We start from the raw sequence: 25,750 nt of genomic DNA on the forward strand, positions 1-25,750 counted from the left end.
GGCGAGCGGGCCCGTCCGTACCCCGTCCTCACCATCGGACCGCTGTGCGGCGGTTCACGCGGTGCGCAAGGCGTCCGTGGGTGACAGGCGGGCCGCGCGCCGGGCGGGGTAGAGTCCGGCGATCGCGCCGACCACCAGTGCGATCCCCGCGCCGCCCCACAGTGCCTGTGCCGGGACGGCCATGTCCCAGCCGTGCGCGTACGCCATCCCGGCGGTCACGCCGACGCCGATGGCCAGGCCGGCGAGGCCGCCCAGTGTGGACAGCACCAGCGACTCGGTGAGGAACTGCGCGGCGATGTGCGTTCGCGTCGCCCCGAGCGCCCGGCGCAGGCCGATCTCCGAACGCCGCTCCAGCACCGCGATCACCATCACGTTCGCGATGCCGATCGCGCCGACGAGCAGGGCGATCCCGCCGAGGCCGAGGAACAGGGAGTTGTCGGCCTGCTTGACGGCGAGCCGGGCGGTGAGCGCGTCGGACGGCCGGGAGACGTTCACCTGGTACGGCTGCGCCGGGTCGGCGGTGGCGGCGAGCAGACCGGCCGCCTCGGGCACGTGCTCCGGGTCCGTCCGTACGTAGATCCGGCTCGGGTGGCCGTCGTAGCCGAGCAGCCGGGCGGCCGCCGCGAAGGACACCAGCGCCGACCGGTCGATCTCCGGGGCGAGCGGGAAGGGCCGCAGGATCCCGGCGACGGTGAACCAGTGGCCGCCCAGCCAGACCCGGCTGCCAGGGCCGACGTCCGTGACCCCCAGAGTGGCGGCGGCATCGTGGCCCAGGACGGTGACCGGATAGGGGCCGCCGTCCAGGAACCGCCCGGCCAGCACGGTGCCGCCGAGCGTGACCGGCAGGGTCCGGTCGCAGGCGCGTACCGCGAGGCCGCCGGTCTGCCCGGCCGGCACATGGTCGTTACGGAACACGTCGGCGCCGGTGAGCTGGGCGGTGGGCGCGACGCTCTCCACGTACCGGATCTGGCGGATCATGGGGGACGCGGTGGCCGGCAGCGCCGCCTCACCGCCGCTCAGGCCCTGCCCGTTCGCCACGGTGAGCAGGTTGGTGCCGAGCCGGTCGATCTGGGCCAGCAGGGCGGACTGGCTGGAGCGGGTGACGCCGAGCACGGCGACCAGGGAAGCGATGCCGATCGAGATGCCGAGCGCGGACAGGACCGCCCGCATCCGCCGGGATCGCAGCCCCAGCGTGCTGGTCGGCAGCAGGTCCCGGGGGCGCAGGACGCTCCGGTCGGCCGTCGCGGCGCCGCCTGTGCGTGCGCGGTTCACCGCACCACCCGGCCGTCGCGGATCTCGATCGAGCGGCGGCACGCCGCGGCGACCTCCTCGTCGTGCGTGACAACGACGAGGGTGGTGCCGTCGTCGTTCAGCTCGCGCAACAAGTCCATGATCTCCTTCTCGGTGCCCGAATCGAGGTTGCCGGTCGGCTCGTCGGCGAACACGATCGCGGGACGTCCGACGACGGCGCGGGCGATGGCGACGCGCTGGCGTTCCCCGCCGGACATCCTGGTGACGCGGTGCCGCATCCGGTGGGCCAGGCCGACCCGGGTGAGCGCCTCGGCCGCGGCCCGCCTCCTGCGGGCGACCGGGACGCCCCGGTACAGCAGCCCGGCGGCGACGTTGTCCAGCGCGGTCAGCGCTTCCAGCAGGAAGAACTGCTGGAACACCACGCCGACCCGATGCGCCCGCAGCCCGGCGAGCCGCCGGTCGCCCAGGCCCTCGACCGGGCGTCCGTCGATGCGCACCGAGCCGCTGGTCGGCCGGTCCAGGCCCGCCATCAGGTGCAGGAGCGTCGACTTTCCCGAGCCGGACGCGCCCCGTACCGCGAGCATCTCCCCCGGCTCGACGGTCAGGTCGATGCCCTTCACGGATTCGACGGGCGGCTCGCCCGGATAGGTCTTGCGCACCTCGCGCAGCTCAAGAACCGGCACCGGGCACCTCCACGTGCGCGCCCTCGGTCAGCCCCGCGCCGGAGACCTCGACCACTCCGTTCGTCTCGTCGAACAGGCCGGTCTCGACCGGCACGTGGCGACGCGTCGCGCCGTCCACCACGACGACCTCGTACCGGCCGCCGGGCAGCGCGCGCAACGCGACGATCGGCACCGCGAGGACGTTCTTGTGCTCGTCCGAGGTGATCTCCACCTGTACCTGCGCCTGGTCGAGGTAACCGTGCAACGCGCCGTCGACGGTGACCGTCGCCGGCACCACCGACTGTGAGCCGCCGCCGGACGAACCGCCGGACGAGCCGCCGCCCGGCGAACCGCCGGACGCCCCGGAGTCGCCGTTGCCGGACGAGGACGCGACCGCGCTGACGGCGGTGACCGTGCCCCGGCGTGAGGTGCCGTCCGGAAGCGTGACGATGGCGTCGTCGCCGACGTGGACCTTGGGGGTGTCGGCGGGGGACAGCTGGACGGTCACCACCCGGCGGTCGCTGCTGCCGTGCACGACGAGCAGCCCGGGATGCACCGGAGTCCCGGCCTTGACGTCCCGCCCGGTGATCCGCACGGCGCCGGGGGCGAACGCGATCTGGCCGAGCGGCACGGTCCCGGTCACCGGCAGGTGTGCGTCGTCCTGCCAACGGCGTACGGCCCAGTACGTCGCGTACGAGAAGTGTCCGTCCACGGTCAGCGCGTCTCCGTAACCGAGGGCCGCGAGGTTGGTCTCCAGTTGCCGGACGTCCGAACCGTCGCTCATCCCCAGCCGGAAGGTCCGCCACACGGCCCGTGTCCCGTACAGCAGCGGTACCCGTCGCCCGTCGACCTCGTACGCGGCGTCGCCCCGCCTGACCACCTGGCCGACCGCCGGTAGCCGGGTGATCGTGCCCTGCCCGGCCGCGACGAGGTCGTAGGCGCCCGCGTGGCCCAGCGTGCCGTTGGCCGGACTGCGCTGGGCCACATCGGTACGGGTGACCGGGGCGGCGGCCGTGGCCGGGGCGGTCGCCGCCGGCTCCGGGCCGGCGGCGGACCCGTCGAACAGCGCCCGGCCCGACACGGCCGCCACGCCGATCAGCACGAGCCCCCCGGCGACCGCCGCCTGGCGTCTCCGCTTCACCTCAGCCGCCCGAGATGATGATCTGTCCGCCGGCCATGTACTGCCGGCAGGCCGCCAGCTGTGTCTTGAAGACCTGCTTGCCCGCCCGCAGCCGCTGCGGCAGGTCGAAGCTGCCGTCCGCCTTCGGGTCGGGCCAGTCGGACAAGCCGTGCGCGCGCATGCACTGGGCGAACCGCCGCAGCTTCGTCATGTCCGCCGCGGAGGCCGCGGGGCGGCGGCCCGGCAGCCGGTTCGCGATCGACTTGCAGGCGGTCATCGCCGACTGGGGCGGTTTGCGGGTGTTCGCCGGCGGGCCCCAGCTGCCGCTGGGATCCTGGACCGGGTCGGGAAAGTCCGGCACACCGTGCCGGCGCAGGCAGGCGGCGAGCTGCCGCCAGAGCGCCGCGTCGTTCCCGCGTGCGCCCCCCTGCGTGCCGGACGTGGCGGGGGTGGACGAGGCGGAGTGGGCGTGGCCGCCGCCGCATCCGGTGAGCAGCGACGCCAGTGCCAGACCGGCGAGAGCCATCCGAAGTGTCATGCCGTTGATGGTCGGGCGGACGCCCTGCTCCGGGCTCCCCCCGAATGTGGCGACTCGCACCACCACTTTCGGGGGCACCGTGACCGCGTCCCGGCCTGAAAGCATTCGGCCGGCGGGCCGGTCGACGCGTGGTTTCATGGTCCGGTTCGCGGCGGACGTTCAGGCGGTGGAGATGTTCTCTCGGTCAGGTCTGCGCTTCCGGATGGCCGTCTCGTACGTGGCCCTGTCCACGGTGGTCGTACTCGCGGTCGAGGCGGTGCTCCTCGCGATCTTCGTGCCCCGGCTGCGGTCGGCGGACCGGAAGGTGAAGTTCGTCGTCGGCCAGTCGGCGACCGACGCGGTCATGCAGCGGGCCGAGACCGAGGGAGCGACGCTGAGCGCGGCGGCGGAGCGGCTCGCCGGCCGGTCCCGGCTCGGCGATCGGAAACTGCTCGTCATGGTGGCGCGGCAGCGGTTCGCCTCCTCCCGCGCCGGCGTGGCGGGTGAGACGGAACTGGTGGCCACGCCGGGCGGCGAGGTCGTGGGCGGCTCGGCCTCGCCTCGCCCCGGCTCCACGTTGCCGGTGAGCATCGCCGGGGCGACGCCCCGCTCGGGCACCACCAAGGACCCGCACCGGCCCGTCGACTGGGCGATCGCGCCGATCACGGCATACCGTCCCGACGGGTCGCAGCATGTCGGCGCCCAGGTCATCGGCGTCGTCTACCTCCAGCGTCCGCTCTCCGGCACCGTCGTGAAGAGCGGGCGTGATCCGGCGGCCGCGGTCGACACCACGTTCGGCGGCGTGGGCGGCGTGCTGTTGCCCGGTTTGATCATTCTGGGGTTGCTCGTGCCGATGGGCGCGCTGTTCGGGCTGTTGAGCACCGGACGGCTGATCCAGCGGATCCGGCGGCTCGTGGCCGGGATCACGTCGATGGCCGACGGCGACCTGTCGGCCCGGATCCCGGTGTCCGGCGGCGACGAGGTCGGCCGGCTGGAGGACGGGTTCAACCGGATGGCCGAGCGGCTGGCCGCGGCCGTACGCGCGGAACGGGCCGCGGCCCGGCAGGCGGAGCGCACCCGCATCGCGCGTGAGCTGCACGATTCGGTGTCACAGGACCTGTTCTCGGTCAACCTGCTGGCGGGCGGGCTGCGTGAGGCGATCGCCGACGGCGAGTTGCGCTGCCAGGCGGAGTCGCTGGAGCGCACCGTCGGGCGCACCATGCGGGAGATGCGGGCCATGCTCCTCGAACTGCGGCCGATCGACCTGGAGGACGCCGGGCTCGTGCCCGCGCTCGAACAGCTCTGCCGGGCGTACGAGGCGCGGCTCGGCGTCCGCGTCACCACCGACGTCGGGCCGGTGCGACTGCGGCCGGAGGCCGAGCACGCGGTCCTGCGGCTGGTGCAGGAGGCCCTCGGCAACGCCACCCGGCACGGCGACGCCGAGACGATCGAGCTGAGCCTGACCGGCGACGGCGGCCGGGTGGAGGTCGTGGTCCGCGACGACGGCCGCGGCTTCGACCCGGCGCGGGCCGGCGAGCGGCACGGCATGGGGCTCGGGCTGATGCGCGACCGGGTGACCGAGCTCGGCGGCACGTTCCAGGTGGTGAGCGCACCGGGGCAGGGCACGGTGGTACGGGCGCGGATACCGGAGGTGGCGGCGTGATCCGGGTGCTCATCGTGGACGACCACGAGGTGGTCCGGCAGGGGCTGCGCTTCGTGCTCGACCAGAAACCGGACATCGAAGTCGTCGGGGAGTGCGCCGACGGTCGTTCGGCGGTCACCGCGGTCCGGCGCCTCGACCCGGACGTGGTGCTGCTCGACCTGGTCATGCCGGGTCTGGACGGCCTGGGCGTACTGCGCGCACTGCGAGAGCCGCCGGTGCGCGCCGCGGTGATCGTGCTCACCTCGTTCCTGGCGGAGGACCGGGCGCTGGAGGCGGTACGGGCCGGGGCGCTGTCCTACCTGTCCAAGACCGCGGCGACCGGCCAGGTGGTGGAGGCGGTACGGGCCGCCGCGACGGGCGGGAGCGTGCTGGACCCGGGAGTCGCGGCCTCGCTGGTGCAGCGCGTCCGCGAAGGCCCGGACGACGGGCCGCTGGGCGTGTTGTCCCGCCGGGAGCGCGAGGTGCTCGCGAAGCTGGCGCGCGGGCGGTCCAACCGGGAGATCGCCCGCAGCATGTCGATCAGCGAGGAGACGGTGAAGTCCTACGTCTCGGCCGTGCTGACCAAGCTCCGCCTCCAGGACCGCACCCAGGCGGCGATCTTCGGTCTCCAGCAGGGCGTCGTGTCACTGGACGACGCCCTGCTGGACGACGGCGCTTGAACCGGGCGGTCTCCGCGGACGTTCTGTCTCAGTCGCGCTCCTGCCAGGTGCACAGGCAGACCCGGTTGCCTTCGGGATCGGCGAGTACCCAGTAGCTCGGCGCCTCCGCGTCGCTGACCAGCGTGCCGCCGGCGGCGAGCGCCGCGTCGATGCGCGGCCGGGCCTGCGCGGGATCCACCCACACGTCCGGATGCCAGCGCTGGCGGGGCTCCTCGCTGCCGGACTCCTGGAACCAGACGGCCGGCAGGCCATCGGACGGATCGCGGAGTTCGTCACCGAAACCGGGCCCGGACAGGTGCTCCATCGCCAGCACCGCCGCCCAGAACGGGAGGATCTTCTCGCGGGCCGGGGTGTCGAGGGCGAGTTCGAGCCGCGAGACGTCCACGGACTCCACTCGCGCGCCCGCGCCGGCCGCGATCGAGGAGATCGTCCGGGCCAGCCGAACGTCGCGGCCGGTGACCCCACGCGCGTCGTGGCTCGTCAGGCGGACGTCGACGTGGCTGTAGCGCAGGTCGAGGTCGGGGTGATGGTTCATCTCCTCGGCCGCCGCACCGATGGCGTTGACCACCGCCAGCCCGGTCGCGAAGTCACCGGTGTGAATGCGTGCCTGCAGGCCACCGAGCAGATAGGCCCACCCGGCAAGCTCCTCGTCGGCGATCTGCCGCCCGGTCAGCCTCGTCATCCGCGCGCCGTCGCAGGCGAGTCAGAAGGGGAGAGACGCGACGGGCGCTCCACGGGGACGCTCTCGCCACGACTGAGCCGCATCGTTTCGGACACCCACGCCACCTCGACGCACGCCTGGTCACTGATGCCGCCGCTACGGGAACTCTTACGCCATTGGGGGATCATGTGTATCTCTCCAGATACTGCTCGATGATGGCGCGCGAACCATCCTCAGATGCGGCTTTCGCGCCGATACAGTCGAACTTTACTGCGAACTCCTTGACCTCGCCGGTCCCCTCGATCAGGCGTCCACCGTTCTGAGCTCCGGAGTAGGCCACGTCCCGCGCTTCCAAGCTGATGACCTGGAACGGGCCATCGATGCCGAGGTGCGGCCCGGATGACGTGGAGATGACCCGCACGCTCACGTAAGGCGAGCGGGAAAGCTGGAGGAGGTGCTCCAGTTGCGCCTTCATTACCTTCGCTCCGCCCACGGGAAGGGCCAAGACGCTCTCGTCCATCAGCGCCCAGACATACGGTGGATCCTCACGGCCGAAGATGCCCTCCTTACGAGCGATCCGTTCGGCCACCGCCGTGTCGAAGTTCTTCGGGTCGATCATCGCCAGCAGCGCGCGGATGTACTCGTCTGTCTGCAACGGGCCGGGGATCGCCTGGCCGTGGTAGATCTTGATCGCGAGAGCCTCGGCTTCATAGTTGCTGTACTGACGGAACCAGTCGGGATTGTGGGCCGTGCGGGCGTACCAGAGCAGGAGTTGGAAGAGATAGCCGGATTCCCACGTACGGTCGAGGGTGTAGGCCTGCCTGTCGTCGATCTTCCGGCGGCCGGCCTCGATGTTGGACACCGTCGAGGGGGCGGCGCTGATGATCCTCCCCATCTGGTTGAGCGAGAGACCGCGCCGCTGGCGCTCGTACCGTAGCTCGTAGGCCAGGAAGTGCCAGAGGGAGTGTTTCGGATTTACAAGATCTCTGCTGACCAGCATGGCGACCTCCATCGTTATCGACCACTTTCGACTCGATCGAATGTAGACCGAAAAATGCGCTCCCGATCGAGCAATCGACAGCTCCGGAGACCTTTCTTATTGCACATGATCCGCCAATTGCGATACTAGCGATTTATCACCAAGGCGGATGGAGCGATTCCGAAGGTGCGGGAGAAGGCGGCGGTGAACGACGCCGGTGAGGAATAGCCGAGCCGGACCGCGACCTGGGTGACCGTGTGTTCGCGTAGGAGGGGTATCGCGGCCACGAGCCTGGCGCGGGTCCGCCAGGCGGCCGGGCTGGTTCCCAGCTCGCGGTGGAAGCGCCGGGTGAAGGCGCGTTCGCTCATCGCGAGGCGGCGTGCCCAATCCCGGTTGGTCAGCCGGACGTCGGGACGGGCGAGGTATTCGCGGCACAGCTCGGCGAGCGCCGGCGTCGAGGGCAGGTCGACGTGGAGCGGCAACGACCCCAGCGACGCGATCTCATGCAGCAGGAGTGCTGCGATCGTGCCCTCGCGGCCCGCGAGATCGTAGTCGGCGTCGAAGTCCACCGCGGCGAGCAGGAGTTCGCGCAACAGCGGCGTGACCTCGACGACCGTGCACGCCCGCGGCCACCATGGCACGGCGTCCGGCTCGATGTAGAGGCTCCGGGTGCTCACCTCCAGCATGCGGACGCGGTGTCGGGTCCGGGCCGGGATGAGGACGGCGCGCTCGGTCGGCACCGTCCACGTCCCGTCGGCGGTCTCCACGATCATCACGCCCGTCGCGCCGTACAGGAACTGCGCCCGCCGATGCTCATGCCAGTCCAGGAGGTGCCCCGGGACGTAGTCCGTTCCGATGGGCAACACGGTTCGCGCGGCTCCGTCGACGGAGTCGATCGGCACGTTCCTCACGCATCGAGCCTAAAGGCCGAGTCTCGAAGGAAGATGGTCGGGCTTCGATTGCCTGCCCAAGCGAGGCCCTGCTGGACTGATGGACCGTGAACGTCTTCGTGCTGGTGGTGATCGGGCTCGTCACGGGTCTGACCACGGTGTTGTTCGGTTTCGGCGGCGGCTTCGTGACCGTCCCGGTGATCGTGTGGGCCGACGCGGGCCTCGGGGCCGACGCGGCCCACGTCGCCGTCGCCACGTCCACCGTGGTGATGGTCGTCAACGCGGGAGTCGCGACAGCGGCGACCGACCGGGGCACCGTGGGATTGCTGCGCCGCAGCAAGGCACTCCTGCTCCTCCTCTTCGTCGGCGGCGTCGGCGGAGCGCTGGCCGCTCGATGGGCTTCCGGCCCGGCCGTCCACTGGGTGTTCGTGGCGTACCTCGCCGCCACGATCATCGATCTGCTCGCGCGCCCCGGGTTCCTCCGTCGGTACGCGACCGCACGGTCGGGTCAGCGAGGCGCGGCCGCCGGCATCCCCGCCGCGCTCGGCATGCCCATCGGCGCGATCGCGGCGTTCGTCGGCGTCGGCGGCAGCGTCATGACGGTCCCGTTGCTACGCCGCTCCGGGCACGGCATGCGCACGGCGACATCCCTGGCCAACCCGCTCACGTTCGCCATCGCGGCACCCGCGCTGGGCGTCTTCCTCCTCGAGGGCACGCGGCTCGACGCCTCCGCGGCGGTCTTCCTCCTCGGCTCGGTCGACCTCGGCGCCGCGGCCGCTCTTCTCATCGGCGCGCTTCCGATCATCCTCGTCCTGCGCCGCCGGCCACCACGGATTCCCGACGGCCTGCACGCCTGGAGCTATCTCACGCTTCTGATCATCGTCACCGCCGCGATGGTCGCCGCGCCGTGAGATCCGGGCTGGTCCGGCCACCGCCCATGTCTCTGAACCGCATGGGACACGACCGCGATCTGACAGCCGCGGCCCTCCGTTGGGCATGAGACTGCTGGACTCTGTGTCCAATTGTGATCCGGGCAACATACAAGCAGGCTTGATTGCATGTTTTGTCGCGCCTACCGTCGGAGGCGTGTCAGTAAGCAGTCGCCGACGTCACGGCCAGCACCGGCACGCGGCTTCCCGTACGCAGGAGGAGCGGCGCGCCGAGACCCAGGGGCGGTTGCTCGACGCCACCATGGAGTGTCTCGCCGAGCTGGGCTGGTCGGGCACGTCGACCACCGAGGTCGCCCGGCGCGCGGGTGTGTCGCGCGGGGCGCAGCAGCACCACTACCCCACCAAGATGCTGCTGGTCGCCGCCGCCCTCGAGCATCTCCTCGAACGCCAGCGCCTCGCGTACGAGCGCGCGTTCGCCGAGCTGCCCGACGGCCGGCGCAACGTCGAAGGGGCGCTCGACCTGCTCTGGGAGACCTTCCGGCAGGCGCCCTCGCTCGCACTCATGGAGCTCGCCATGGCCGCGCGGACCGACGAGACCCTGCGGGAGCTCAGCCTCGACATCAACGAGCGCGTGGTGCAGGTGATCCTCGAGACGTTCAACCGGCTGTTCCCCACGTCGCTGGACGCGCAGGCCGCGAACACGGTGATCCGCACGCTGTTCGCCACGATGATCGGCCTGACGCTGCAGAACTCCCTGGACGACGACGCCCACGGACACCAGGCGGCGGTACTGACACAGCTCAAGAGCTTCGCCCGTCTGCTCATCCCGGCCGACTCAGGGGAGTGACAATGCCCAATCCGACGAGCACGACGCTGGACGAGGAAGTCCGCGAGAAGGTCCAGGACCGCAAGGCCTACGTCGGCGTCATCCAGCGCCTGTCGAAGGCCTCCGTGGACAAGCACTGGGAGGCGTACGCCGACATCCCGTGGGAGGACCCCGACTTCAAGGTCGACCCGGACGACCCCCGCTGGATCCTGCCGCCGATCGACCGGCTCGGCGCCACCGAGTGGTACCGCGGCCAGCCGGAGCACATCCAGGCCCAGATCGGGCTGTGGCGCGTCGCGACGATGATGAAGATCGGCCTGCAGTTCGAGAACCTGCTCAAGCGCGGCCTGCTCGCCTACGCGTACAAGCTGCCGAACGGCTCCCCCGAGTTCCGGTACGTCCTGCACGAGACGACCGAGGAATGCCATCACGCGATGATGTTCCAGGAGTTCGTCAACCGTACGGGAATGCCGATCAAAGGCATGCCGCGCAGCCTCGACATCCTCGCGCAGGTCGCGCCGCACATCCCGCGGATCTCCACCGAGCTGTTCTTCGTGTTCGTGCTCGGCGGTGAGGATCCGATCGACTACTTCCAGCGGCAGAGCATCAAGGGCGGTCACATCAGGCACCCGCTGCAGGACAAGATCCTGCGCATCCACATCGCGGAGGAGGCGCGGCACATCTCCTTCGCCCGGCACTACCTCAAGCACCGGGTGCCGCGCATCAACCCGGTACGCCGCAAGGCGCTCGGCGTTATGTCCCCGCTGATCCTCGGCCTCATGGCGCGCATCATGCTCGCGCCACCCGGCACGATGGTGCGCCACTTCGGCATTCCCAAGGACGTCATCCGCGAGGCGTACGGCAAGAACGACGCCTGGAAGGGCGAGATGAAGAACTGCGTCGCCAAGGTCCGCGAACTCGCCGCCGAGATCGGCATGGTCGACGGCGTCAGCCGCCGGCTCTGGCAGGCCGTCGGCCTCTGGGACGAACCGCAGCAGAAGAAGACGAGAAAGGCGGCGAAGTGACCCGCATCGCCGTCATCACGGGTGGCGCCTCCGGCATCGGCCGCGCCATCGCGACCGCTCTCGTCCTGCGGGGTGACAGCGTCGTCGTCGCCGACCTCGACAAGGAACGCGCGGAGAAGGTCGCCGCGCGCCTGTCCGAACGGGGCAAGGCCGAGGCCGCCGCGCTCGACGTGACCGACGCCGAGCAGGTCGCCGCGCTGTACGGCGACGTCGCCGAGCGGCACGGACGGCTCGACCTGGTCTTCAACAACGCCGGCATCGCGGTCGGCGGCCGTACCGACGAGCTCACCCTCGACCACTGGAACAAGACCCTGGACGTGAACCTGCGCGGCGTCATCCACGGGGTGCACGCGGCGTACCCGATCCTGCTGAAGCAGGGGCACGGGCACATCGTCAACACCGCCTCGCTCGCGGGCCTGGTGCCGGCGCCGCTGATGCTGCCCTACACCACGACCAAGCACGCGGTGGTCGGCCTGAGCCTCGCCCTGCGCGCCGAGGCGGCGGCCTCGGGCGTACGGGTGAGCGTGATCTGCCCCGGCTTCGTGGACACCCCCCTGCTCGACAACGCCAACCCGGACCTGCCGGCCACCGAGGCGGGAACCCACGCACGCGAGGCGGCGCTGAAGGTGCAGCGGCGCCTGTACACCCCCGAGGCGCTGGCCCGCGACGTGCTGCGCGGCGTGGAGAAGAACCAGGCGCTGATCGTCGCCCCGGCCTCGGCCCGCGCCGCCTGGCGTGGTGTCCGCATGTCGCCCGAAGGCGCCGTACGGATCGCGGGCCGCAGCATCGGCCGCCTCGGCCCGGCGGGCAACGGCACGCAGAGTCACTGACCGACGGCCCGCGCCCTTCTGCCACCTGGTTCACGCCGCCGCGTCGCCGGGGCCGCGGCGGCGTTAGCCGCACCTGGCAGATCGGCGTGGCCGGGCGAGAAGTCACGGACGAGGAACCATCGGTTCCGTTCCGTCAATCGATATGGCGAAAAAATGACCCAATCTCCCCGTGCTCAAGCTCACACCGAGATGTCCACTTCTGGCCCTCAGTTCCCGATTTTTGCATCTTTTTCATAACGACTATTGCTTCACGTTAAGAGCACCGAAATCCTCTCGTCGCGGCCTTATGCGCCGCTGACGAAAGGACTGGTGGATGTCACGAGACGGACGACGCCGTCGCGCTCTGACAGCCGCAGCCGTGGCACTGCCGCTCGTGGCAGCGACTCTCTCGGCTACCGGCACAGCGCAGGCGAGCGACCGGCATACGGTGGCGGGGACCAAGCCCACGTGGGCTGCCTCTTCCGTCGACCGCGGCAAGACCGACAGCAAGCAGCGGGTCGACGTGAAGGTCTGGCTGACCGGCCGCGACCCCAAGGGACTCGACGCCTACGCTCTGGCCGTCTCCACGCCGGGTAACGCGCTGTACGGCAAGTACCTCACCCCGCAGCAGTTCAACCAGCGCTTCGGGGCGAGCCGGCAGCAGATCAACGCTGTCACCTCGTGGATCCGCAGCTCGGGCCTGTACGTCGACCTCGCCGGCTCCAACAGCCACTACCTCCACGTGACCGGTCACGTGGACAAGGCGACGAAGGCGTTCGGCACCGAGTTCCGCAACTACGCGGCTCAGGGCACGGTCGCCCGCGCGCCGGAGAGCAACGCCACCGTCCCCGACTCGGTGGCGTCCTCGGTTCTCACGGTGACCGGTCTGGACACCGGCAAGCACCTGCGCACGCACGGCGACACGCTGCCCCCGCCGGAGCCGAACTACAACGTCGCCGAGCCCTGCGCCCAGTACTGGAACCAGAAGGTCGCGACGGACAAGCCGACCGCGTACGGCAAGCACCAGTCGCGGGCGATGTGCGGCCTCCTCCCCCAGCAGCTGCGCGGCGCGTACGGCTCCACCGCGAGCGGGCTGACCGGCAAGGGCGTGACGGTCGCGATCGTCGACGCCTACGCCGCGCCGAAGATGGAGGAGGTCTCCAACCAGTTCTCCAAGAAGTACGGCAGCCCGGCGTTCGCCAAGGGCCAGTACCGTGAGGTGCTGCCGTCGACCTTCGACCTCGTCGACGAGTGCGGCGCGGCCGGCTGGTACGGCGAGGAGGCGCTGGACGTCACCGCCGTGCACGCCATGGCGCCCAAGGCCAACGTCGTCTACGTCGGCGGCCAGAACTGCGCCGACGGCCTGGACGACGCGCTCACGAACATCGTCGACAACCACCTGGCCGACATCGTCAGCAACTCGTGGGGCGACCTCGCCGAGCACTACACCCAGGCGATGATCAACGCGGAAGAGTCGATCTTCAAGCAGGGCGCGATCGAGGGCATCGGCTTCTACTTCTCCACCGGTGACTGCGGCTACGAGGTGCCCGGCACCCCGTGCCAGGCCCGGTACGGCGACGCGGCCTCGACGAGGCGTCAGGCCGACCTGCCCGTCTCCGACCCGTGGGTGACCGCGGTCGGCGGCACGACCCTCGCGGTCGGCAAGCACAACGACTACGAGTTCGAGACGCACTGGAACGTCCAGTACGACAGCCTCGCGGCGAACGGCAAGAGCTGGAGCTACCCGCCGCCCGGCAGCTACCCGACGACCTACTCGGCCGGCGGCGGTGGCGGTACGAGCGACCTGTTCACCCAGCCGGGCTACCAGCGCGGCGTCGTGCCCCGGTCGCAGAGCACCAACCTGCCGGACGGCACGACGGCCAAGCAGCCGATGCGCACCATTCCGGACATCTCCGCGGTGGGCGACTCCGGCACCGGCATCCGGTACCCGGAGTGGAACCAGCGTTCGGACGGTTCGTTCGGCTACACCGAGAGCCGTGTCGGCGGCACGAGCCTGTCCTGCCCGATCATCGCCGGTCTGCAGGCGCTGGCCCAGCAGGCCCAGGGCCGTCAGCCGATCGGCTTCGCCAACCCGGCGATCTACCTCCGGGCGGGCACGAAGGCGTACCACGACGTGACCGACACGCCGCTCGGCGAGAACAGCCCGGTCGCGTACGTCCGTACGAACTACACCGACCCGTACGCGGCGACCGGTCCGCTGCAGTACATCCTCGTCACCTCCGGGAACAAGGGCATTCCGGCGCAGGACGCGCTGAACGCCGTCCGGGGCTATGACCGAGGCACCGGTGTGGGCAGCCCGACCGCCGCGTACATGCGGTCCTTCCGGTAGGGAACAGCCCGTTCCATCGAACGGCGCGGGGCCGGGTGCGACGACCTGTCGCATCCGGCCCCGCGCCTTTTCGTTCGCGCCTTTTCTCGCGGTGTCACTCCGGCAGGCCGATGAAGCGGCCGAGGCCCCGCATCGCGTAGTCGAAGGTCGCGGTCAGGTCGGAGAGGACGTTGTTGTACTGCCCGAACAGCTCGAAGCTCACCGCGCCGAACAGCCCCGGCCAGGCCGTGGCCGCGCGGGCGACGACGTCGTCGGGCACGCCGGGCATGACCGCCTCTCTGATCCTGGCGGCGTCGGCGGCGAACGACGCCGGCGCCGGCGGGTAGCCGCCCGGCGGGTCCAGTACGCCCGCGCGGAAGGCGTCGCCGACCAGCCGCCCGAAGACCTCCGCGGACGTCGACGCCGGGGCGATGGTGTCCTCCGGCGCGCGGTAGCCGGGCACGGGCGAGCCGTACAGCAGCGCGTACTCGTGGGGATGCGCGAGGGCCCAGTCGCGCAGGCCGTGGCAGAGCGCGAGCCAGCGCCCCAGGAAGTCCGCGCGGTCGCGGGCGGCCTCGGCCTCCTTCACCGCACTGCCCGCGGCGTTGTAACCGTCGATGATCAGTGCGGTCAGCAGATCGTCGCGGCTCGGGTAGTAGCGGTAGATCGCCGAGGAGACCATCCCCATCTCCCGGGCGACGGCCCGCAACGACAGGCCGGCCGCGCCGTCCTTGGCCAGGTGCCTGCGGGCGATGTCGGTGATCTCCGCCATGAGCTCGGCGCGCACCCGTTCCCGTGCCGTACGGCTCGCGTTCATGCCTCGACCATAACAGAGCATCGCAACGAAACGAGAGCGCCGCTCTTGGTCATGGCGGCCGGTGGCGTCCGGTCCACGACCGCTCGGCCGATGATCGAACGCGCTCGTTCCGGGTAGGGCCGGACGCGAGGAACGACGACGCACGAGGAGGCAGTCCGATGGAGACCGAGGGCCGGCGCGACGACCAGGCGCCCGAGGAGCAGAAAGACCGGAACGACCGTGGCGCCGCATCGGAACTGTCCGACCGCGCCGCCGAGTCGGTCGGCCGGCGCTACGACGCCACCAAGGAGATTCACCACGAGCCGCGCGACGACTACACCGACGACGACGCCTCCGCCGGCTGATCGGACTACACCGTCAGTGCGCGACGCGTCCCGTGGCGGGGCCGCACCACCGGCGTAGCGCCGTGCGTACGCCGGTCCGTGCGCCGGGTCCGTCCGCGGCCCAGGCGATGTAGCCGTCGGGGCGTACGAGGACGGTCGTGCGGGTCGGGCCGCCCGCGGTGGCCAGGTCGACCCGATCGCGCCAGGCGGCGATCGCCGAGCCGTCGGTGCCGGGTGGGACGACCAGCAGGAAGCGGCCGGGGCGCAGCGCGCGGTACAGCCTGCGGGGGGCGTCGCCCGCCAGCGGGATGTCCGGCGCGCGGTGGCCGGCGAGGGGATGCGAGCCGCGCGGCGCCGGATAGGCGAGGTCGATCATCGAGATCGCGCCCGCCATGCGCCGCGCGATCGGGCGCAGGCTCGACACGACCCGCAGGGCGGTGTCGCGGAGCCGGCGCAGCACGCGCGGGCGCAGGAGGGCCGCGCGCAGGATCGTGCCGCTCGTGCGCAGGACACGCCGGCCGACCGGGTACCGCTCGTCGTGATACGTGTCGAGCAGCCCCTCCGGCGCCCAGCCCTGGATCACGGCGGCGAGCTTCCAGGCGAGGTTGACGGCGTCCTGCAGGCCGGTGTTCATGCCCATGCCCCCGGCCGGTGAGTGCACGTGGGCGGCGTCCCCGGCGAGGAAGATCCGGCGGTCGCGGTAGCGCGGCACCTGGCGTTCGTCGCTGTGGAACCGCGAGATCCAGCGCGGGTCGTGCATGCCGAGGTCGCTGCCGAGGACCGCGCGGGTGACCCGGCGGACCTCCTCGAAGTCGACCGGTGCGGTGTCGGGGAGCTGGTTGCGGCGGTTCCAGGCGATGACGCGGTGCCAGCCGTCGCTGAACGGCGCGATGAAGACGAACCCCGCGCCGGTGGCCCGCGCCGTCACCGTCTCCGGCGGGGACTCGAGGAGCCGGACGTCGCAGATCATCACCGAGCGCACCGCCGACCGGCCGGGGAACGGCAGGCCGAGCTCGCGGCGTACGGTGCTGCGCACACCGTCGGTGCCCACGGCGTAGCGGGCCCGCAGCGTGCGCGTCGCGCCGCCGGCCTCGCGCACGGTCACGTCGACGCCCTCGGCGTCCTGGCGCAGCGCCACCACCTCGGCGCCCGGCACGATCATCGCCCCGGCCGCGAGCGCGCGGTCGGCGAGCACGCGCTCGGTCTCGTACTGCGGCGTCATCAGCACGTACGGGAAGCGGGTCGGCAGGGAGAGGAACCGCAGGCCGAACGGGCCGAGGCTGGACACCGGCACGCCCGTCGCGACGAGGTCGCCGGCGAGCCCGCGGGCATCGAGCAGTTCGAGGCTGCGCGCGTGCACGGCGAAGGCACGCGTGAGGTTGGACTCCTGGTCGCGGCGTTCGAGGATGGCGCACGAGACACCGGCGGCGGCAAGGTCGCCGGCCAGCATCAGGCCGGTGGGCCCGCCGCCCACGATGAGCACGTCTGTGTCGGGCCGCATGCGTTCCCCCTGGGTCGTCGCCACCAGCGGTCAACCGTGTGTGACTGACAACGACCTTCCCCCGAAACGGGCCCTTCGCACCTCGGCGGTGTCTTCCGGCCTCGCCGCCCGGCCGCGGACGGCCTCCGAGCGGTTACTCGCCCGGCTCGTCGTGGCCGGAAGCGTCTTTGCGCACCTCGGCCTCGTGCCGGATCTCGCGTTCGGCACGCTCGCGCGCCTCGGCGAAGTAGCGGCCCGGATCCTTGATCATCCGCTCCGACCGATCGTCGGAGTCCTGCACCACGATGTCGCCCGGCATAGCCCCCACTCCCCTTTCTTCCGTCAGTGTCCGGAACGCCGGACGAAAGGTCAACCGATTCAGCGTACGAGCCGCAGGAGCCCCTCGTCGTTCGTTCCGTACGCGAGGGCGTCGGCGAGCAGGCCCGCCAGCAGGCGGACGAACGGGACGTCGGACCGGCTCACTCCCCCGACGTTCATGGCGTCCACGGTGAGCATGCCGTACGGCGTCTGGCCGGCCACGACCGGTACGGCGAGGAAGGACCGGTAGCCGTGCTCGGCCGACCCGTGCCAGCCCTCCGGCGGGTCGCGGTCGACGTCGTCGGAGTGCGCGTGCTCGTTGCGCTGGATCATCGCGAAGACGGAGTCGCCCTCGGCCGTGCCCTCGGTGAAGACCGTCACGGGCGCGTCCGCGCGCCCGGCGTACTGGGCGGGCACGAGCTTCTTCGGGCTGCCGTCCTCCAGGCGGAACAGGCAGGCCCGTACGCGGCGGCCCTTGATCAGCTGCGCCGCCGAGCCGAGGACCATGGGGACGGTCGCCTCCCGCAGGTTCCCCCGCTCCTGGCGGTTGGTGGCGGTCGCGATGCGTCCCAGCTGGCGCACGATCGGGTCGAGCGCGTCGTTGATCGTGACACGCATCTCGACGGCGGCGTCGATGGACGCCTGCTCGGCGGTCTTGCGCTGGCGTTCCTTGCGGATCTGCTCGTAGCCGGGCACCGCCGCGCCGACGACGCTCATCACCACGCCGAGCGCGATCCACCACGGCTTCCACGGGCCGGCGTCGCCCGCCTCGGCCCCGGAGATCGCCACCAGGGCCACGGACGCGACGCCGATGGTCGTGGTGATGTAAAGCCGTCGTCTGGGGGGAATGCGCACGCACGCACACTAAAGGATCATCGACGAACTCCGCGCGCCGACGGGATATATGCGGGACGTCACCACCATTCCGGTCGCCCCTTACCGGTATGCCGGAGTCGGGGCGAAGGTCCCGCGACCACGGCGGCTCACCGGCCGCAGGACGAGGCGGGCCGCGCGGGGCCGCCGGGGCGAACCGGGGCGAAGGTCCTCTAGCCGACTTCCGTGCGGCCCTGCCCCGGACCGGCCTTCACCACCGACCATGGTTCACATGCGCTGGGCCCGTCGCGATCGGCGTGTCGCCGCCGGCGCTCTCCTCCTCCGGCAGTCCTCGTTCGGAAAGGCGGGAAATGGCGAAGATCGCGATTATCGGGGAACGCGGAAAAGTCCTTGAGTTCGGTCTCGCGGGGGCGATCGTCATTCCCGCCGAGGAGCCCGAGGCCGTACTCGCCGCCTGGCGGTCGCTGGGCGATGACGTCGCCGTCGTAGTGCTGACCTCGCGCGCGGCACGGACCCTGGCCGGCCGGACGGCGTCGTGGCCGCTCACGGCGGTGATGCCGCCGTGAGCAGGCCAGATTCCGGGCCCCCGCGCGGTCGCCGCCCCGGCGCGGCGGGAAGACTAGGAGACAGGCCCAGCGGGGGAATGAGGTGAGCGGGCCATGCACATGAGATCCGGGGAGTGTGAACTCAGCGGCGACATAACAGCGGTGATCTTCGGAGTGGACGGCGTGGTGATCGACAGCGCGCGTACGTCGGCCGGAGCGTGGAAGACGGTGTTCGACCCCTTCCTGCGCACGTACGCGGCGAGCCACGAGACCGGCTTCGTACCGTTCGACGTCCGGACCGACTTTCTGCGTTACACGCACGGCAAGCCACGGCTGGCAGGGGCACGGGACTTCCTGGCCTCCCGTGGCATCTACCTGCCCTACGACGACCTGCGGGGGCTGATGATCCGGCACGAGGAGTTCTTCCTCGGCGAGGTCCACCGGCACGGGGTGAGCCCGTTCGCCTCCACGGTCACGCTGATCCGGGAGTCCCACCGGCGCGGCATCCGCACGGCGGCGGTGTGCACGCAGCGGCACGGCACCGAGATCCTGAGAAACGCCGGCGTGGTGGACATGTTCGACATCGTCCTGGACGGCCTGCGCGCGCCGGGCACGCGGCTTCCGTTCTGCCCGGACACCGCCCTGTTCGTACGGGCCGCGCTGCGGCTGGGCGCCGAGCCGCGTCACACGGCGGTCATCGAGGAGTCGCCGGCGGCCCTGGCGGCGGCCAAGCGCGGCGGATTCGGCCTGGTCGTCGGCGTCGACCGCCTGGGGGGCGGAAGGCTGAGGGAACACGGCGCGGACGTCGTCGTGACGGACCTGTCGGAGCTGGGCGTCGGCCCCCGCCGCCACGCCGCCTACGCCTGAGCGGAGGAGGAACGCGGCCCGACCGGGCCGGTGATCCGGCGTGCCCGCGTTGAACGCCGGATCTTGCGGCGTGACGGCTGCAAGCCAAGATGCGAGTGCTGGCGGCCGGAATGAACATGCCTGTGCTGACGGTGGCGGGCCGGCGCCGGGCATCCGGCGGTCGATCAGGCGCGCCCTTTCTCCTTCTCCGCCACGTCCCCGCAGGGCACCAGCCAGCGCAGCCATTCGCGGTCGCCCTGGACGGCCAGCCGGGCGAGATGCGTGCCGTCGCCGCGCGCCTGGCTGCCGTGCGCGCGCATCGCGTACTGCTGGGCGTTGCGGGGAACCCGCAGCTCGAAGTCGATCCGCAGGTCCGCGTCGCCGGTCACCGACAGCCCCGTCGTCTCCCGTACGACCTTGGCGACGTCGTGCGGCAGCGTCCAGCCGAGCACGGGAACGTTGAGCTCACGGCCCGCGTGGCAGGCCACGCAGGCGGCGATGCGGTCGCCGAGGCGTCCGTCGACCGTGAGAAGCAGGTCGACGCGCCACTCCCGCACCATGCGGATCACGCGTTCGGCGAGGCGGGCGACCGGCAGCCGCCGCAGCTCGGCCTCCGGATAGTCGGCCAGCATGCAGTGCGACGCCCGCAGCGCGCTCGCGGCGGCGTCGAACTCGTACGGCCGGACGGCGGTGAGCCGCTCCATGGAGTCGTTGTACGGTGACGCGTCCCCGCGGCTGATCGCGAGCACGCTCACCTGGCTGCCGTTGCGGCGGAAGGCGTCGAGCACCGCGCCGAGGTAACAGGCCTCGTCCCCCGGCCGTGCCACGACGGCCAGGACGCACTTGGCGTCCGGCAGCCGCCCGAGTGTTCCCGACGGCCACATTCCGGCATCCGCGGTCATTGGTGATGCGCCCCCTGTCCTACTCCCTTTTTCGAGCATCGCCGTACGGCGACGGCGGTGTGACCGGCGAAGGTCCCCGCCCGGCGGGACCCCGGACCCGTCCGGGGCCGCCGAAGGTCAGCTCCGCGGCCGTACGACCGCCACCGAGCACGGGGCGTGCTGCAGCACGGCCGCCGCGACCGCGCCGAGGCGCAGGCCGGCGACTCCGCCGAGCCCCCGTCCGCCCACCACGATCAGCGCCGCGCAGTCCGCCGCCTCCAGGAGCGCGTGCCGCGGGGTCCGCAGCGACAGGACCGTGTCCGCGTCGACGTACGGGTACTTCTCCCGCCAGGGCGACACGGTCCGTTCGAGGCGGCCCGCGGCCATCATCCGCAGCTCGTCCGGGTCGGTGATCATCGACATCTCGGCCGAGGCGATCGCCTCGGGCTCCCAGCAGCCGAACACCGCGCGCAGCGCCAGGCCCCGCAGCGCCGCCTCCTCGAAGCCGAACGCGAGCGCGGCGTCCGAGGCGGCCGAGCCGTCCACGCCCACGATGACCGGGCGGCTGCGGTCGAGCGTGCCCCGCACGACCACGACAGGGCAGTGCGCGTACGAGGGCAGCTGGACCGCGGACGAACCCGCCTCCAGCCCGGCGAAGGCGCCCGCGCCGTGAGTGCCGATCACCGCGAGTGAGGCGTTCTTGGACTGGTTGACCAGCATCGCCGGCGCCGGCCCGTCGGCGAGCCGGCCGCGTACCGGCGTACGCGGGGACGCCTCCTGGGCGATGAAGACTCCCCGGTCCAGGGTGTGCTGCGCCATCCTGCGCACCGTCTCCACCGCCTGGGGGCCGGAGGGCGGGACGGGGTACGGCCAGTGCCACGCGTGGCACACGGTCAGCGGCATGCGGCGCAGGCGCGCCTCGTCGACGGCCCAGCGCAGGGCCCGCTCGCTCACCGCGGACCCGTCGAAGCCGACCAGCACGTACGATCCGTCGAACCGGTCCATGTCCCCCTCCCCTCTTCAGCGTGGCGATGGCCGCGACACGCCAGAAGAGGCCGAAAGTCCCCCGCGACCGGCCCGCCCGGCCCTGTCCCGCCCTCACGCGCCGCACCGATACCATCGCACCCGGTAGAAGCAGGTCAGAGGCCAAAGCCCGCGACCTGCGGGACCCTCGGCCGAGTCCACGGGGACCAGCGCCCCTCCCGAGAAGGGGTCGAACCGCCTAGTCTGCGGAATAAAGGCCGTAACGGAGGTGTCTATGCGAACCTTCACGATCAAGCTGCTGGGCGTGATCCGTTACGTGCGCCCCGACGGCAACCCGTTGCGCCGTCCGGTCGACCGCACGCACGTCCGGGCAATGATCATTCTCGGCCTTCTCTTCGTCATTCTCGCGCCGCTCTCGGTGATCGTGACCGCCCGGCTGGCCGGCGGCGCGGGCCTGCGCGCCGAGCGGGTGCAGGCGCAGACCCGGCAGCGGGTGGAGGCCGTGGTCGTCGACACGTCCCCGACCGGCTCCCGCGGAGTGCTGGATGAGACCGTCCGCATCGGCTGGCACGACCCGGCGGGCAGCTACCACACCGCCGTCGTCCCGGCGACGGGCGGCGAGGCGATCGGCGTCCATCGCACGATCTGGATCGATCGCACCGGACGGCTGACCACTCATCCGCGCAAGCACTCCCAGACGGTCGCCGACAGCATCATGGCGGCGACGACCGCTCTCACGCTGCTCGCACTGCTGTTCTCCGCCGCCCGCATGCTCATCGAGCACCGCCTGGACCGCCGCCGGCTCGAGCTGTGGGAGCGCGAGTGGGCCGCCGTGGCACCGCGCTGGACGGGCCTGCCCTGACCCGCCGCCCCGCACGGGGAGCACGGCGCGGCGTGTTCGCAAGGGACCTTGGTCCGCAGGATCTCCGACGTTCGTATCACGGTGATCCGAGGAACGCCTCCTAACGTGAGGACACAGGCCGGCGCCCGCCGGCCCGCACGGATGGCGAGGCCAGGCCATGACGATCCGGGTTTTCCTGCTCGACGACCACGAAGTGGTCCGGCGCGGTGTCGCCGCGCTGCTCGAGTCCGAATCCGACATCGAGATCGTCGGGGAGGCGGCCACCGCCGCGCACGCCATCGCCCGGATCCCCGCCGTACGGCCCGACGTCGCCGTCCTGGACGTACGGCTGCCCGACGGCGACGGGGTGAGCGTGTGCCGGGAGATCCGTTCCCGGCTGCCGGGCCTGGCGTGCCTGATGCTGACGTCGTTCTCCGACGAGGAGGCCCTGTTCGACGCGGTCATGGCCGGGGCCGCCGGGTACGTCCTGAAGCAGATCCACGGATCGGACCTGGTCGCGGCGGTCCGTACGGTCGCCTCCGGGCAGTCGCTGCTCGACCCGCACAGCACCGCGCAGATGCTGCACCGCCTGCGCGAGCGCCAGACCCGCAAGGACCCGCTGTCCACCCTGTCCGACCAGGAGCGCCAGATCCTCGAGCTCATCGGCGAGGGGCTGACGAACCGCCAGATCGGCGAGCGGCTCTTCCTGGCCGAGAAGACCGTGAAGAACTACGTCTCGAACCTGTTCACCAAGCTCGACATGCGCCGCCGTACGCAGGCCGCGGCGTTCGTCGCCCAGCTCAAGGCCGCGGGCGACCGGTCGCGGGACGAATGATCGCCGCGGGACGCTCGATCACAACTCGCCCCGCGTCAGCTCGGTGACGGACCGGCGCACCACGTTCGCGTGGGCGATCCCCAGCCGCAGGATCATCTGCGGGTAGGCCCGGTCGCAGAACCGCGTGCGGATGAACTCCCGCAACTCCGGCAACTCCAGCGCCTGGCCGTGGAAGGCGGCCGACACCTCGTACTCCGCGGCGCAGAGCAGGATCCGCTGGAGCGCCTGCCCGGCGCGCAGCCGGTCGACGCGCGTGTCGCCGTCCGTCAGCAGGACCGCCACGACGCCCGTCGCGTCCCGGTTCTCGCTGCCGGCGCCGCCCCATCCCTGGCCGCGGGCGAAGTCACGGCCGGCGAAGTCCGCCTCCAGGTGGGCCGACTCGCTCGGGCAGGTCTCCTCGGGCGCGCCGCCGGGCGGCGGGGCCAGGCGGGCCACCTCCGCGGCGTACGCCGGGTTCTGCCGCTGCACCTGCTCGGCGGCCTCGGTCAACGCCGCCAGGGCGATCCGCGCGCGGGGGTCGGCGACGATGCGCAGCGACACCTGCTCGCAGTAGGCGTGGGTGCGCAGGGCCTGGAGCAGGCCGATGGGCAGCCCGCCCGGCCGGAACCCGCCGGTGTGCGTGTGCCGGTGCCGGATCTGGGCGTACATCTGGCGCTCCTCGGCGGTGGCGGGCCGCTCGCCGCCGACGCCGACCTCGGCGATCAGGTCGGGCCGGTCCGGGTCGGGCAGTATGCGCACCTGGGGTATCCGGCCGAGATCCCGCATGGCCAGGCGCAGGGTGTAGAGCGCCGCGCCACAGCTGATCATCGTCTCGCGGCCGTCCGGATCGGCCACCTCCAGCCGGCGTTCGGGGTCGGTGTGCACGGTGACGGTCGAACCGCGGGTGCCGAACCGCCACGGCCGGGTGTCGTACACCGACGGTGCCCACACCGCAGCGTCGACGAGATGGTGCGCGATCTCGTCGGCGCGCGGCGTCTCGACGGTATCCATGTACGCTCCTGGTCCCTCCGTAGGTCTTCAGCGCACCATCCGGGCACCCGGCCCGTGCAGAGACGAAGGTCCCGGCGAACGGGGACCTGCGGCACGCTCAGGCGTCACCCCGGGGTCACCGGGTGGTCCGGCCACCGCCGGACGGCACGACGGCCAGCGGACAGTGGGCGTGGTGCAGCAGGCCGTGGCTGACCGAGCCGAGGATGAGGCCGGCGAACCCGCCGCGACCCCGCGTGCCCACCACGAGAAGGTCGCAGCGCGCGGAAACCCCGGACAGGATCCGCACCGGGCGGCCGTGGACGACCTCGGTGACCACCTCCACGTCGGGGAACTTGTCCCGCCAGACCGCGAGCGCGTCGTTCAGCCGGCGCTTGTGCTCGGCGCCGATCATGTCGATGTCGTAGACCAGCGGCGTCATCCCGCCGAGGCCCACCGCGCCGGGGTCGGACCAGACATGGACGGCTCGCAGGCGCGTCCCGCGGAGGCCGGCCTCCTCGAACGCGAAGGCCAGCGCCGGATCCCCCAGCGGCCCGTCGACGCCGACGGCGATCTCCCCGCGGTCGACGGGCTCGACGTGGCGTACGACGACGGTCGGCACGGGCGCGTGCGTGACGACCTGCAGCGCGGTCGACCCGAGCAGCAGGCCGGCGACCGAGCCCGCGCCGCGGCTGCCGACCACGACGAGCGAGGCGTCGCGCGCCCGTTCGATCAGGGCGCGGGACGCTCCCGCCGGGACCATCCCGCCGTCGACGTCGAGGTCCGGCGCACGTGCCCGCGCGGCCTCGACCGCCGCCCCGACGACCTCCTGACCCCCGGCGAGGAGCCACTCGCGCACGGACACCAGGCGCGAGTCCACGTCGCGGTCGTACAGCCAGGGCGCGACGGCGTGCACGATCCGCAGCGGTGCTCCGCGCAGGGCCGCCTCGCCGGCGGCCCAGCCGACCGCCCGCAGGCTGTCCCGCGAGCCGTCCGCGCCCACGATGATCGGATGCATGAGCGTCCCTCCCGGCCTCTGACGGCCCGGCCCCGCGCCCCCGGCCCCACGGCCTCGTACGGGCTCTCAGGGCGTTGTACGGCCCGGCCCCTCACGGCGCTCTGACATCTCCATCTCAGGCGCGGCATCGCCGTCGTACTCAGGGCCGTAAGGTCCCACGCACGCGCCGATGGTCCCTTGGGGCGGCGGCCTCGACCGCCCGTCGCCACCACTTCTCCGGCCGGCCACGAAAGGACCATGCGAGGCCAACACCCGCGTCATCTCGGCGGTTCGGATCCGGTGACCGCCGATCGCCGCCGCCGGCCCGGTGACCCGTCGCCACCAGGGCGTTTCCGCGCCTAAAGCGGCCCCGACATACCACTCCAATAGTGGTCAAGTTGTGGCATACAACCCGCAGTCAGTATTGCCCCTGACGAACCGGACATGTGATGTTGAATTAGGCGATGGAGCCATAAAAGGCGCAAATCGCCTGGTGTGACAACGACCCGTCATGCCGTCGGTACCAACCAGGGAGGTAGTTTCCATGGCGATTTCGAAGCGACTCGCGGTAGCCATCTCCGGTGCGGCCTTCGCGGGCGCGGCCGCACTCACGATGGGTGCGGCGACCCCTGCCGGCGCGGCCACAATGAGCGCCCCGGCGACCGCCCAGCATCTCGGCAGCCTCGCCGCGTGGGGATGGGGCTGCGGCTGGGACTGCTGCGACGACTGCGACTGGGACTGCTGGGACTGGTGCTGACGGTCTGACCGCACCCGCCCGGTGACCGACCGGAGGGGCCTCGCC

The 25,750-nt window shown here is 71.8% G+C and carries 29 protein-coding genes; 13 read left to right on the forward strand and 16 right to left on the reverse strand.

Features of this window, described 5'->3' with window-relative positions; genetic code table 11:
* Window positions 1–54: 54 nt before the first annotated feature.
* The 4 genes from OG417_RS41340 to OG417_RS41355 are packed head-to-tail and all read right to left on the reverse strand — an operon-like array spanning window position 55 to window position 3,571.
* Entirely contained in the window at window positions 55–1,272 is a 1,218-nt protein-coding gene (locus tag OG417_RS41340) for an ABC transporter permease (RefSeq protein ID WP_329240964.1), read from the reverse strand.
* The gene (locus tag OG417_RS41345) at window positions 1,269–1,934 is read right to left on the reverse strand and encodes an ABC transporter ATP-binding protein (RefSeq protein WP_329240967.1); all 666 of its coding nucleotides are present in this window, start codon (window positions 1,932–1,934) and stop codon (window positions 1,269–1,271) included. The genes OG417_RS41340 and OG417_RS41345 overlap by 4 nt, the downstream gene beginning before the upstream one ends.
* Window positions 1,921–3,054, reverse strand: coding sequence for a peptidoglycan-binding domain-containing protein (locus OG417_RS41350; RefSeq protein WP_329240969.1), 1,134 nt, complete (start codon window positions 3,052–3,054; stop codon window positions 1,921–1,923). Before OG417_RS41350 ends, OG417_RS41345 begins: the two co-directional genes overlap by 14 nt.
* 1 nt (window position 3,055) lies before the next feature.
* The gene (locus tag OG417_RS41355) at window positions 3,056–3,571 is read right to left on the reverse strand and encodes a hypothetical protein (protein ID WP_329240971.1); all 516 of its coding nucleotides are present in this window, start codon (window positions 3,569–3,571) and stop codon (window positions 3,056–3,058) included.
* Window positions 3,572–3,743: 172 nt separating this feature from the next.
* On the opposite strand from OG417_RS41355, the gene OG417_RS41360 reads away from it, so the two are divergent.
* Together OG417_RS41360 and OG417_RS41365 are read left to right on the forward strand one after the other, a co-directional pair.
* Window positions 3,744–5,213, forward strand: a complete 1,470-nt coding sequence (locus tag OG417_RS41360; RefSeq protein ID WP_329240973.1) for a sensor histidine kinase — start codon at window positions 3,744–3,746, stop codon at window positions 5,211–5,213.
* Window positions 5,210–5,872 carry a response regulator transcription factor gene (locus OG417_RS41365; protein ID WP_329240977.1) on the forward strand — a complete coding sequence of 221 codons (663 nt, stop codon included), beginning with the start codon at window positions 5,210–5,212 and terminating at the stop codon, window positions 5,870–5,872. Before OG417_RS41360 ends, OG417_RS41365 begins: the two co-directional genes overlap by 4 nt.
* A gap of 28 nt (window positions 5,873–5,900) precedes the next feature.
* On the opposite strand, the gene OG417_RS41370 is transcribed toward OG417_RS41365, so the two are convergent.
* From OG417_RS41370 to OG417_RS41380, 4 genes are all read right to left on the reverse strand, one after another.
* A complete protein-coding gene (locus OG417_RS41370) occupies window positions 5,901–6,554 on the reverse strand; it encodes a 4a-hydroxytetrahydrobiopterin dehydratase (protein ID WP_329240980.1) in 654 nt (217 codons plus the stop codon).
* Window positions 6,551–6,721, reverse strand: a complete 171-nt coding sequence (locus tag OG417_RS54635) for a DUF397 domain-containing protein (protein WP_442875608.1) — start codon at window positions 6,719–6,721, stop codon at window positions 6,551–6,553. The genes OG417_RS41370 and OG417_RS54635 overlap by 4 nt, the downstream gene beginning before the upstream one ends.
* Window positions 6,718–7,533 (reverse strand): helix-turn-helix domain-containing protein, encoded by an 816-nt coding sequence (locus OG417_RS41375; RefSeq protein WP_329240983.1) that lies wholly within the window; start codon window positions 7,531–7,533, stop codon window positions 6,718–6,720. The genes OG417_RS54635 and OG417_RS41375 overlap by 4 nt, the downstream gene beginning before the upstream one ends.
* Before the next feature lie 125 nt (window positions 7,534–7,658).
* Window positions 7,659–8,423, reverse strand: a complete 765-nt coding sequence (locus OG417_RS41380) for an AraC family transcriptional regulator (RefSeq protein ID WP_329240985.1) — start codon at window positions 8,421–8,423, stop codon at window positions 7,659–7,661.
* Window positions 8,424–8,509: 86 nt separating this feature from the next.
* Between OG417_RS41380 and OG417_RS41385 the strand changes: the two genes are divergently transcribed.
* The 5 genes from OG417_RS41385 (at window position 8,510) to OG417_RS41405 (ending at window position 14,302) form a co-directional block, all read left to right on the forward strand.
* Window positions 8,510–9,313, forward strand: a complete 804-nt coding sequence (locus OG417_RS41385; RefSeq protein ID WP_329240987.1) for a sulfite exporter TauE/SafE family protein — start codon at window positions 8,510–8,512, stop codon at window positions 9,311–9,313.
* A 175-nt stretch (window positions 9,314–9,488) separates the two neighbouring features.
* Window positions 9,489–10,139, forward strand: coding sequence for a TetR/AcrR family transcriptional regulator (locus OG417_RS41390; protein ID WP_329240990.1), 651 nt, complete (start codon window positions 9,489–9,491; stop codon window positions 10,137–10,139).
* Between the two features lie 2 nt (window positions 10,140–10,141).
* Window positions 10,142–11,143 (forward strand): AurF N-oxygenase family protein, encoded by a 1,002-nt coding sequence (locus OG417_RS41395; protein WP_329240992.1) that lies wholly within the window; start codon window positions 10,142–10,144, stop codon window positions 11,141–11,143.
* Window positions 11,140–11,973 carry an SDR family NAD(P)-dependent oxidoreductase gene (locus OG417_RS41400; protein ID WP_329240995.1) on the forward strand — a complete coding sequence of 278 codons (834 nt, stop codon included), beginning with the start codon at window positions 11,140–11,142 and terminating at the stop codon, window positions 11,971–11,973. The genes OG417_RS41395 and OG417_RS41400 overlap by 4 nt, the downstream gene beginning before the upstream one ends.
* A 373-nt stretch (window positions 11,974–12,346) precedes the next feature.
* A complete protein-coding gene (locus tag OG417_RS41405; RefSeq protein ID WP_329240998.1) occupies window positions 12,347–14,302 on the forward strand; it encodes a S53 family peptidase in 1,956 nt (651 codons plus the stop codon).
* A 94-nt stretch (window positions 14,303–14,396) separates the two neighbouring features.
* Here OG417_RS41405 and OG417_RS41410 read toward each other — a convergent pair whose 3' ends face one another.
* Window positions 14,397–15,098 (reverse strand): TetR/AcrR family transcriptional regulator, encoded by a 702-nt coding sequence (locus OG417_RS41410; protein ID WP_329241000.1) that lies wholly within the window; start codon window positions 15,096–15,098, stop codon window positions 14,397–14,399.
* A 158-nt stretch (window positions 15,099–15,256) separates the two neighbouring features.
* Between OG417_RS41410 and OG417_RS41415 the strand changes: the two genes are divergently transcribed.
* A complete protein-coding gene (locus tag OG417_RS41415) occupies window positions 15,257–15,442 on the forward strand; it encodes a hypothetical protein (protein ID WP_329241002.1) in 186 nt (61 codons plus the stop codon).
* A 13-nt stretch (window positions 15,443–15,455) separates the two neighbouring features.
* On the opposite strand, the gene OG417_RS41420 is transcribed toward OG417_RS41415, so the two are convergent.
* From OG417_RS41420 to OG417_RS41430, 3 genes are all read right to left on the reverse strand, one after another.
* Window positions 15,456–16,922, reverse strand: a complete 1,467-nt coding sequence (locus OG417_RS41420; protein ID WP_329241003.1) for an FAD-dependent monooxygenase — start codon at window positions 16,920–16,922, stop codon at window positions 15,456–15,458.
* Between the two features lie 133 nt (window positions 16,923–17,055).
* Complete coding sequence (locus OG417_RS41425) at window positions 17,056–17,220, reverse strand: hypothetical protein (protein WP_329241006.1); 165 nt, start codon at window positions 17,218–17,220, stop codon at window positions 17,056–17,058.
* Window positions 17,221–17,279: 59 nt separating this feature from the next.
* Window positions 17,280–18,074, reverse strand: a complete 795-nt coding sequence (locus OG417_RS41430) for a GAF domain-containing protein (protein WP_329241009.1) — start codon at window positions 18,072–18,074, stop codon at window positions 17,280–17,282.
* A gap of 329 nt (window positions 18,075–18,403) precedes the next feature.
* Between OG417_RS41430 and OG417_RS41435 the strand changes: the two genes are divergently transcribed.
* Together OG417_RS41435 and OG417_RS41440 are read left to right on the forward strand one after the other, a co-directional pair.
* On the forward strand, window positions 18,404–18,619 hold the full coding sequence (locus tag OG417_RS41435; protein WP_329241012.1) for a V-type ATP synthase subunit F: 216 nt from the start codon (window positions 18,404–18,406) through the stop codon (window positions 18,617–18,619).
* Window positions 18,620–18,712: 93 nt separating this feature from the next.
* On the forward strand, window positions 18,713–19,465 hold the full coding sequence (locus OG417_RS41440; protein WP_329241016.1) for an HAD family hydrolase: 753 nt from the start codon (window positions 18,713–18,715) through the stop codon (window positions 19,463–19,465).
* 164 nt (window positions 19,466–19,629) lie between these two features.
* On the opposite strand, the gene OG417_RS41445 is transcribed toward OG417_RS41440, so the two are convergent.
* Both OG417_RS41445 and OG417_RS41450 read right to left on the reverse strand, forming a co-directional pair.
* Window positions 19,630–20,346, reverse strand: coding sequence for a PIG-L family deacetylase (locus OG417_RS41445; protein ID WP_329241019.1), 717 nt, complete (start codon window positions 20,344–20,346; stop codon window positions 19,630–19,632).
* A 117-nt stretch (window positions 20,347–20,463) separates the two neighbouring features.
* Complete coding sequence (locus tag OG417_RS41450; protein WP_329241022.1) at window positions 20,464–21,330, reverse strand: universal stress protein; 867 nt, start codon at window positions 21,328–21,330, stop codon at window positions 20,464–20,466.
* Window positions 21,331–21,583: 253 nt separating this feature from the next.
* Between OG417_RS41450 and OG417_RS41455 the strand changes: the two genes are divergently transcribed.
* Window positions 21,584–22,171, forward strand: coding sequence for an Rv1733c family protein (locus tag OG417_RS41455; protein ID WP_329241025.1), 588 nt, complete (start codon window positions 21,584–21,586; stop codon window positions 22,169–22,171).
* 157 nt (window positions 22,172–22,328) lie between these two features.
* Complete coding sequence (locus tag OG417_RS41460) at window positions 22,329–22,985, forward strand: response regulator (RefSeq protein WP_285580394.1); 657 nt, start codon at window positions 22,329–22,331, stop codon at window positions 22,983–22,985.
* Between the two features lie 18 nt (window positions 22,986–23,003).
* Here OG417_RS41460 and OG417_RS41465 read toward each other — a convergent pair whose 3' ends face one another.
* Window positions 23,004–23,975, reverse strand: coding sequence for an Acg family FMN-binding oxidoreductase (locus OG417_RS41465; RefSeq protein ID WP_329241028.1), 972 nt, complete (start codon window positions 23,973–23,975; stop codon window positions 23,004–23,006).
* 115 nt (window positions 23,976–24,090) lie between these two features.
* Window positions 24,091–24,969 carry a universal stress protein gene (locus tag OG417_RS41470; protein ID WP_329241031.1) on the reverse strand — a complete coding sequence of 293 codons (879 nt, stop codon included), beginning with the start codon at window positions 24,967–24,969 and terminating at the stop codon, window positions 24,091–24,093.
* A gap of 523 nt (window positions 24,970–25,492) precedes the next feature.
* Between OG417_RS41470 and OG417_RS41475 the strand changes: the two genes are divergently transcribed.
* Complete coding sequence (locus OG417_RS41475) at window positions 25,493–25,705, forward strand: hypothetical protein (protein WP_329241034.1); 213 nt, start codon at window positions 25,493–25,495, stop codon at window positions 25,703–25,705.
* The last annotated feature ends 45 nt before the right edge of the window (window positions 25,706–25,750 follow it).

This window comes from Actinoallomurus sp. NBC_01490, from assembly GCF_036227085.1.
Classification (GTDB): Bacteria; Actinomycetota; Actinomycetes; order Streptosporangiales; family Streptosporangiaceae; genus Actinoallomurus; species Actinoallomurus oryzae.

Excerpts from the sequence above, each read along its gene's own strand:
- OG417_RS41420 (WP_329241003.1), bottom strand. The coding sequence starts at position 16,922 with ATGCGGCCCGACACAGACGTGCTCATCGTGGGCGGCGGGCCCACCGGC.
- OG417_RS41440 (WP_329241016.1), top strand. The coding sequence starts at position 18,713 with ATGCACATGAGATCCGGGGAGTGTGAACTCAGCGGCGACATAACAGCG.
- OG417_RS41450 (WP_329241022.1), bottom strand. The coding sequence starts at position 21,330 with ATGGACCGGTTCGACGGATCGTACGTGCTGGTCGGCTTCGACGGGTCC.
- OG417_RS41465 (WP_329241028.1), bottom strand. The coding sequence starts at position 23,975 with ATGGATACCGTCGAGACGCCGCGCGCCGACGAGATCGCGCACCATCTC.
- OG417_RS41360 (WP_329240973.1), top strand. The coding sequence starts at position 3,744 with ATGTTCTCTCGGTCAGGTCTGCGCTTCCGGATGGCCGTCTCGTACGTG.
- OG417_RS41355 (WP_329240971.1), bottom strand. The coding sequence starts at position 3,571 with ATGACACTTCGGATGGCTCTCGCCGGTCTGGCACTGGCGTCGCTGCTC.
- OG417_RS41415 (WP_329241002.1), top strand. The coding sequence starts at position 15,257 with ATGGAGACCGAGGGCCGGCGCGACGACCAGGCGCCCGAGGAGCAGAAA.
- OG417_RS41470 (WP_329241031.1), bottom strand. The coding sequence starts at position 24,969 with ATGCATCCGATCATCGTGGGCGCGGACGGCTCGCGGGACAGCCTGCGG.
- OG417_RS41410 (WP_329241000.1), bottom strand. The coding sequence starts at position 15,098 with ATGAACGCGAGCCGTACGGCACGGGAACGGGTGCGCGCCGAGCTCATG.
- OG417_RS41475 (WP_329241034.1), top strand. The coding sequence starts at position 25,493 with ATGGCGATTTCGAAGCGACTCGCGGTAGCCATCTCCGGTGCGGCCTTC.
- OG417_RS41435 (WP_329241012.1), top strand. The coding sequence starts at position 18,404 with ATGGCGAAGATCGCGATTATCGGGGAACGCGGAAAAGTCCTTGAGTTC.
- OG417_RS41460 (WP_285580394.1), top strand. The coding sequence starts at position 22,329 with ATGACGATCCGGGTTTTCCTGCTCGACGACCACGAAGTGGTCCGGCGC.
- OG417_RS41425 (WP_329241006.1), bottom strand. The coding sequence starts at position 17,220 with ATGCCGGGCGACATCGTGGTGCAGGACTCCGACGATCGGTCGGAGCGG.
- OG417_RS41395 (WP_329240992.1), top strand. The coding sequence starts at position 10,142 with ATGCCCAATCCGACGAGCACGACGCTGGACGAGGAAGTCCGCGAGAAG.
- OG417_RS41375 (WP_329240983.1), bottom strand. The coding sequence starts at position 7,533 with ATGCTGGTCAGCAGAGATCTTGTAAATCCGAAACACTCCCTCTGGCAC.
- OG417_RS54635 (WP_442875608.1), bottom strand. The coding sequence starts at position 6,721 with ATGATCCCCCAATGGCGTAAGAGTTCCCGTAGCGGCGGCATCAGTGAC.
- OG417_RS41370 (WP_329240980.1), bottom strand. The coding sequence starts at position 6,554 with ATGACGAGGCTGACCGGGCGGCAGATCGCCGACGAGGAGCTTGCCGGG.
- OG417_RS41455 (WP_329241025.1), top strand. The coding sequence starts at position 21,584 with ATGCGAACCTTCACGATCAAGCTGCTGGGCGTGATCCGTTACGTGCGC.
- OG417_RS41445 (WP_329241019.1), bottom strand. The coding sequence starts at position 20,346 with ATGACCGCGGATGCCGGAATGTGGCCGTCGGGAACACTCGGGCGGCTG.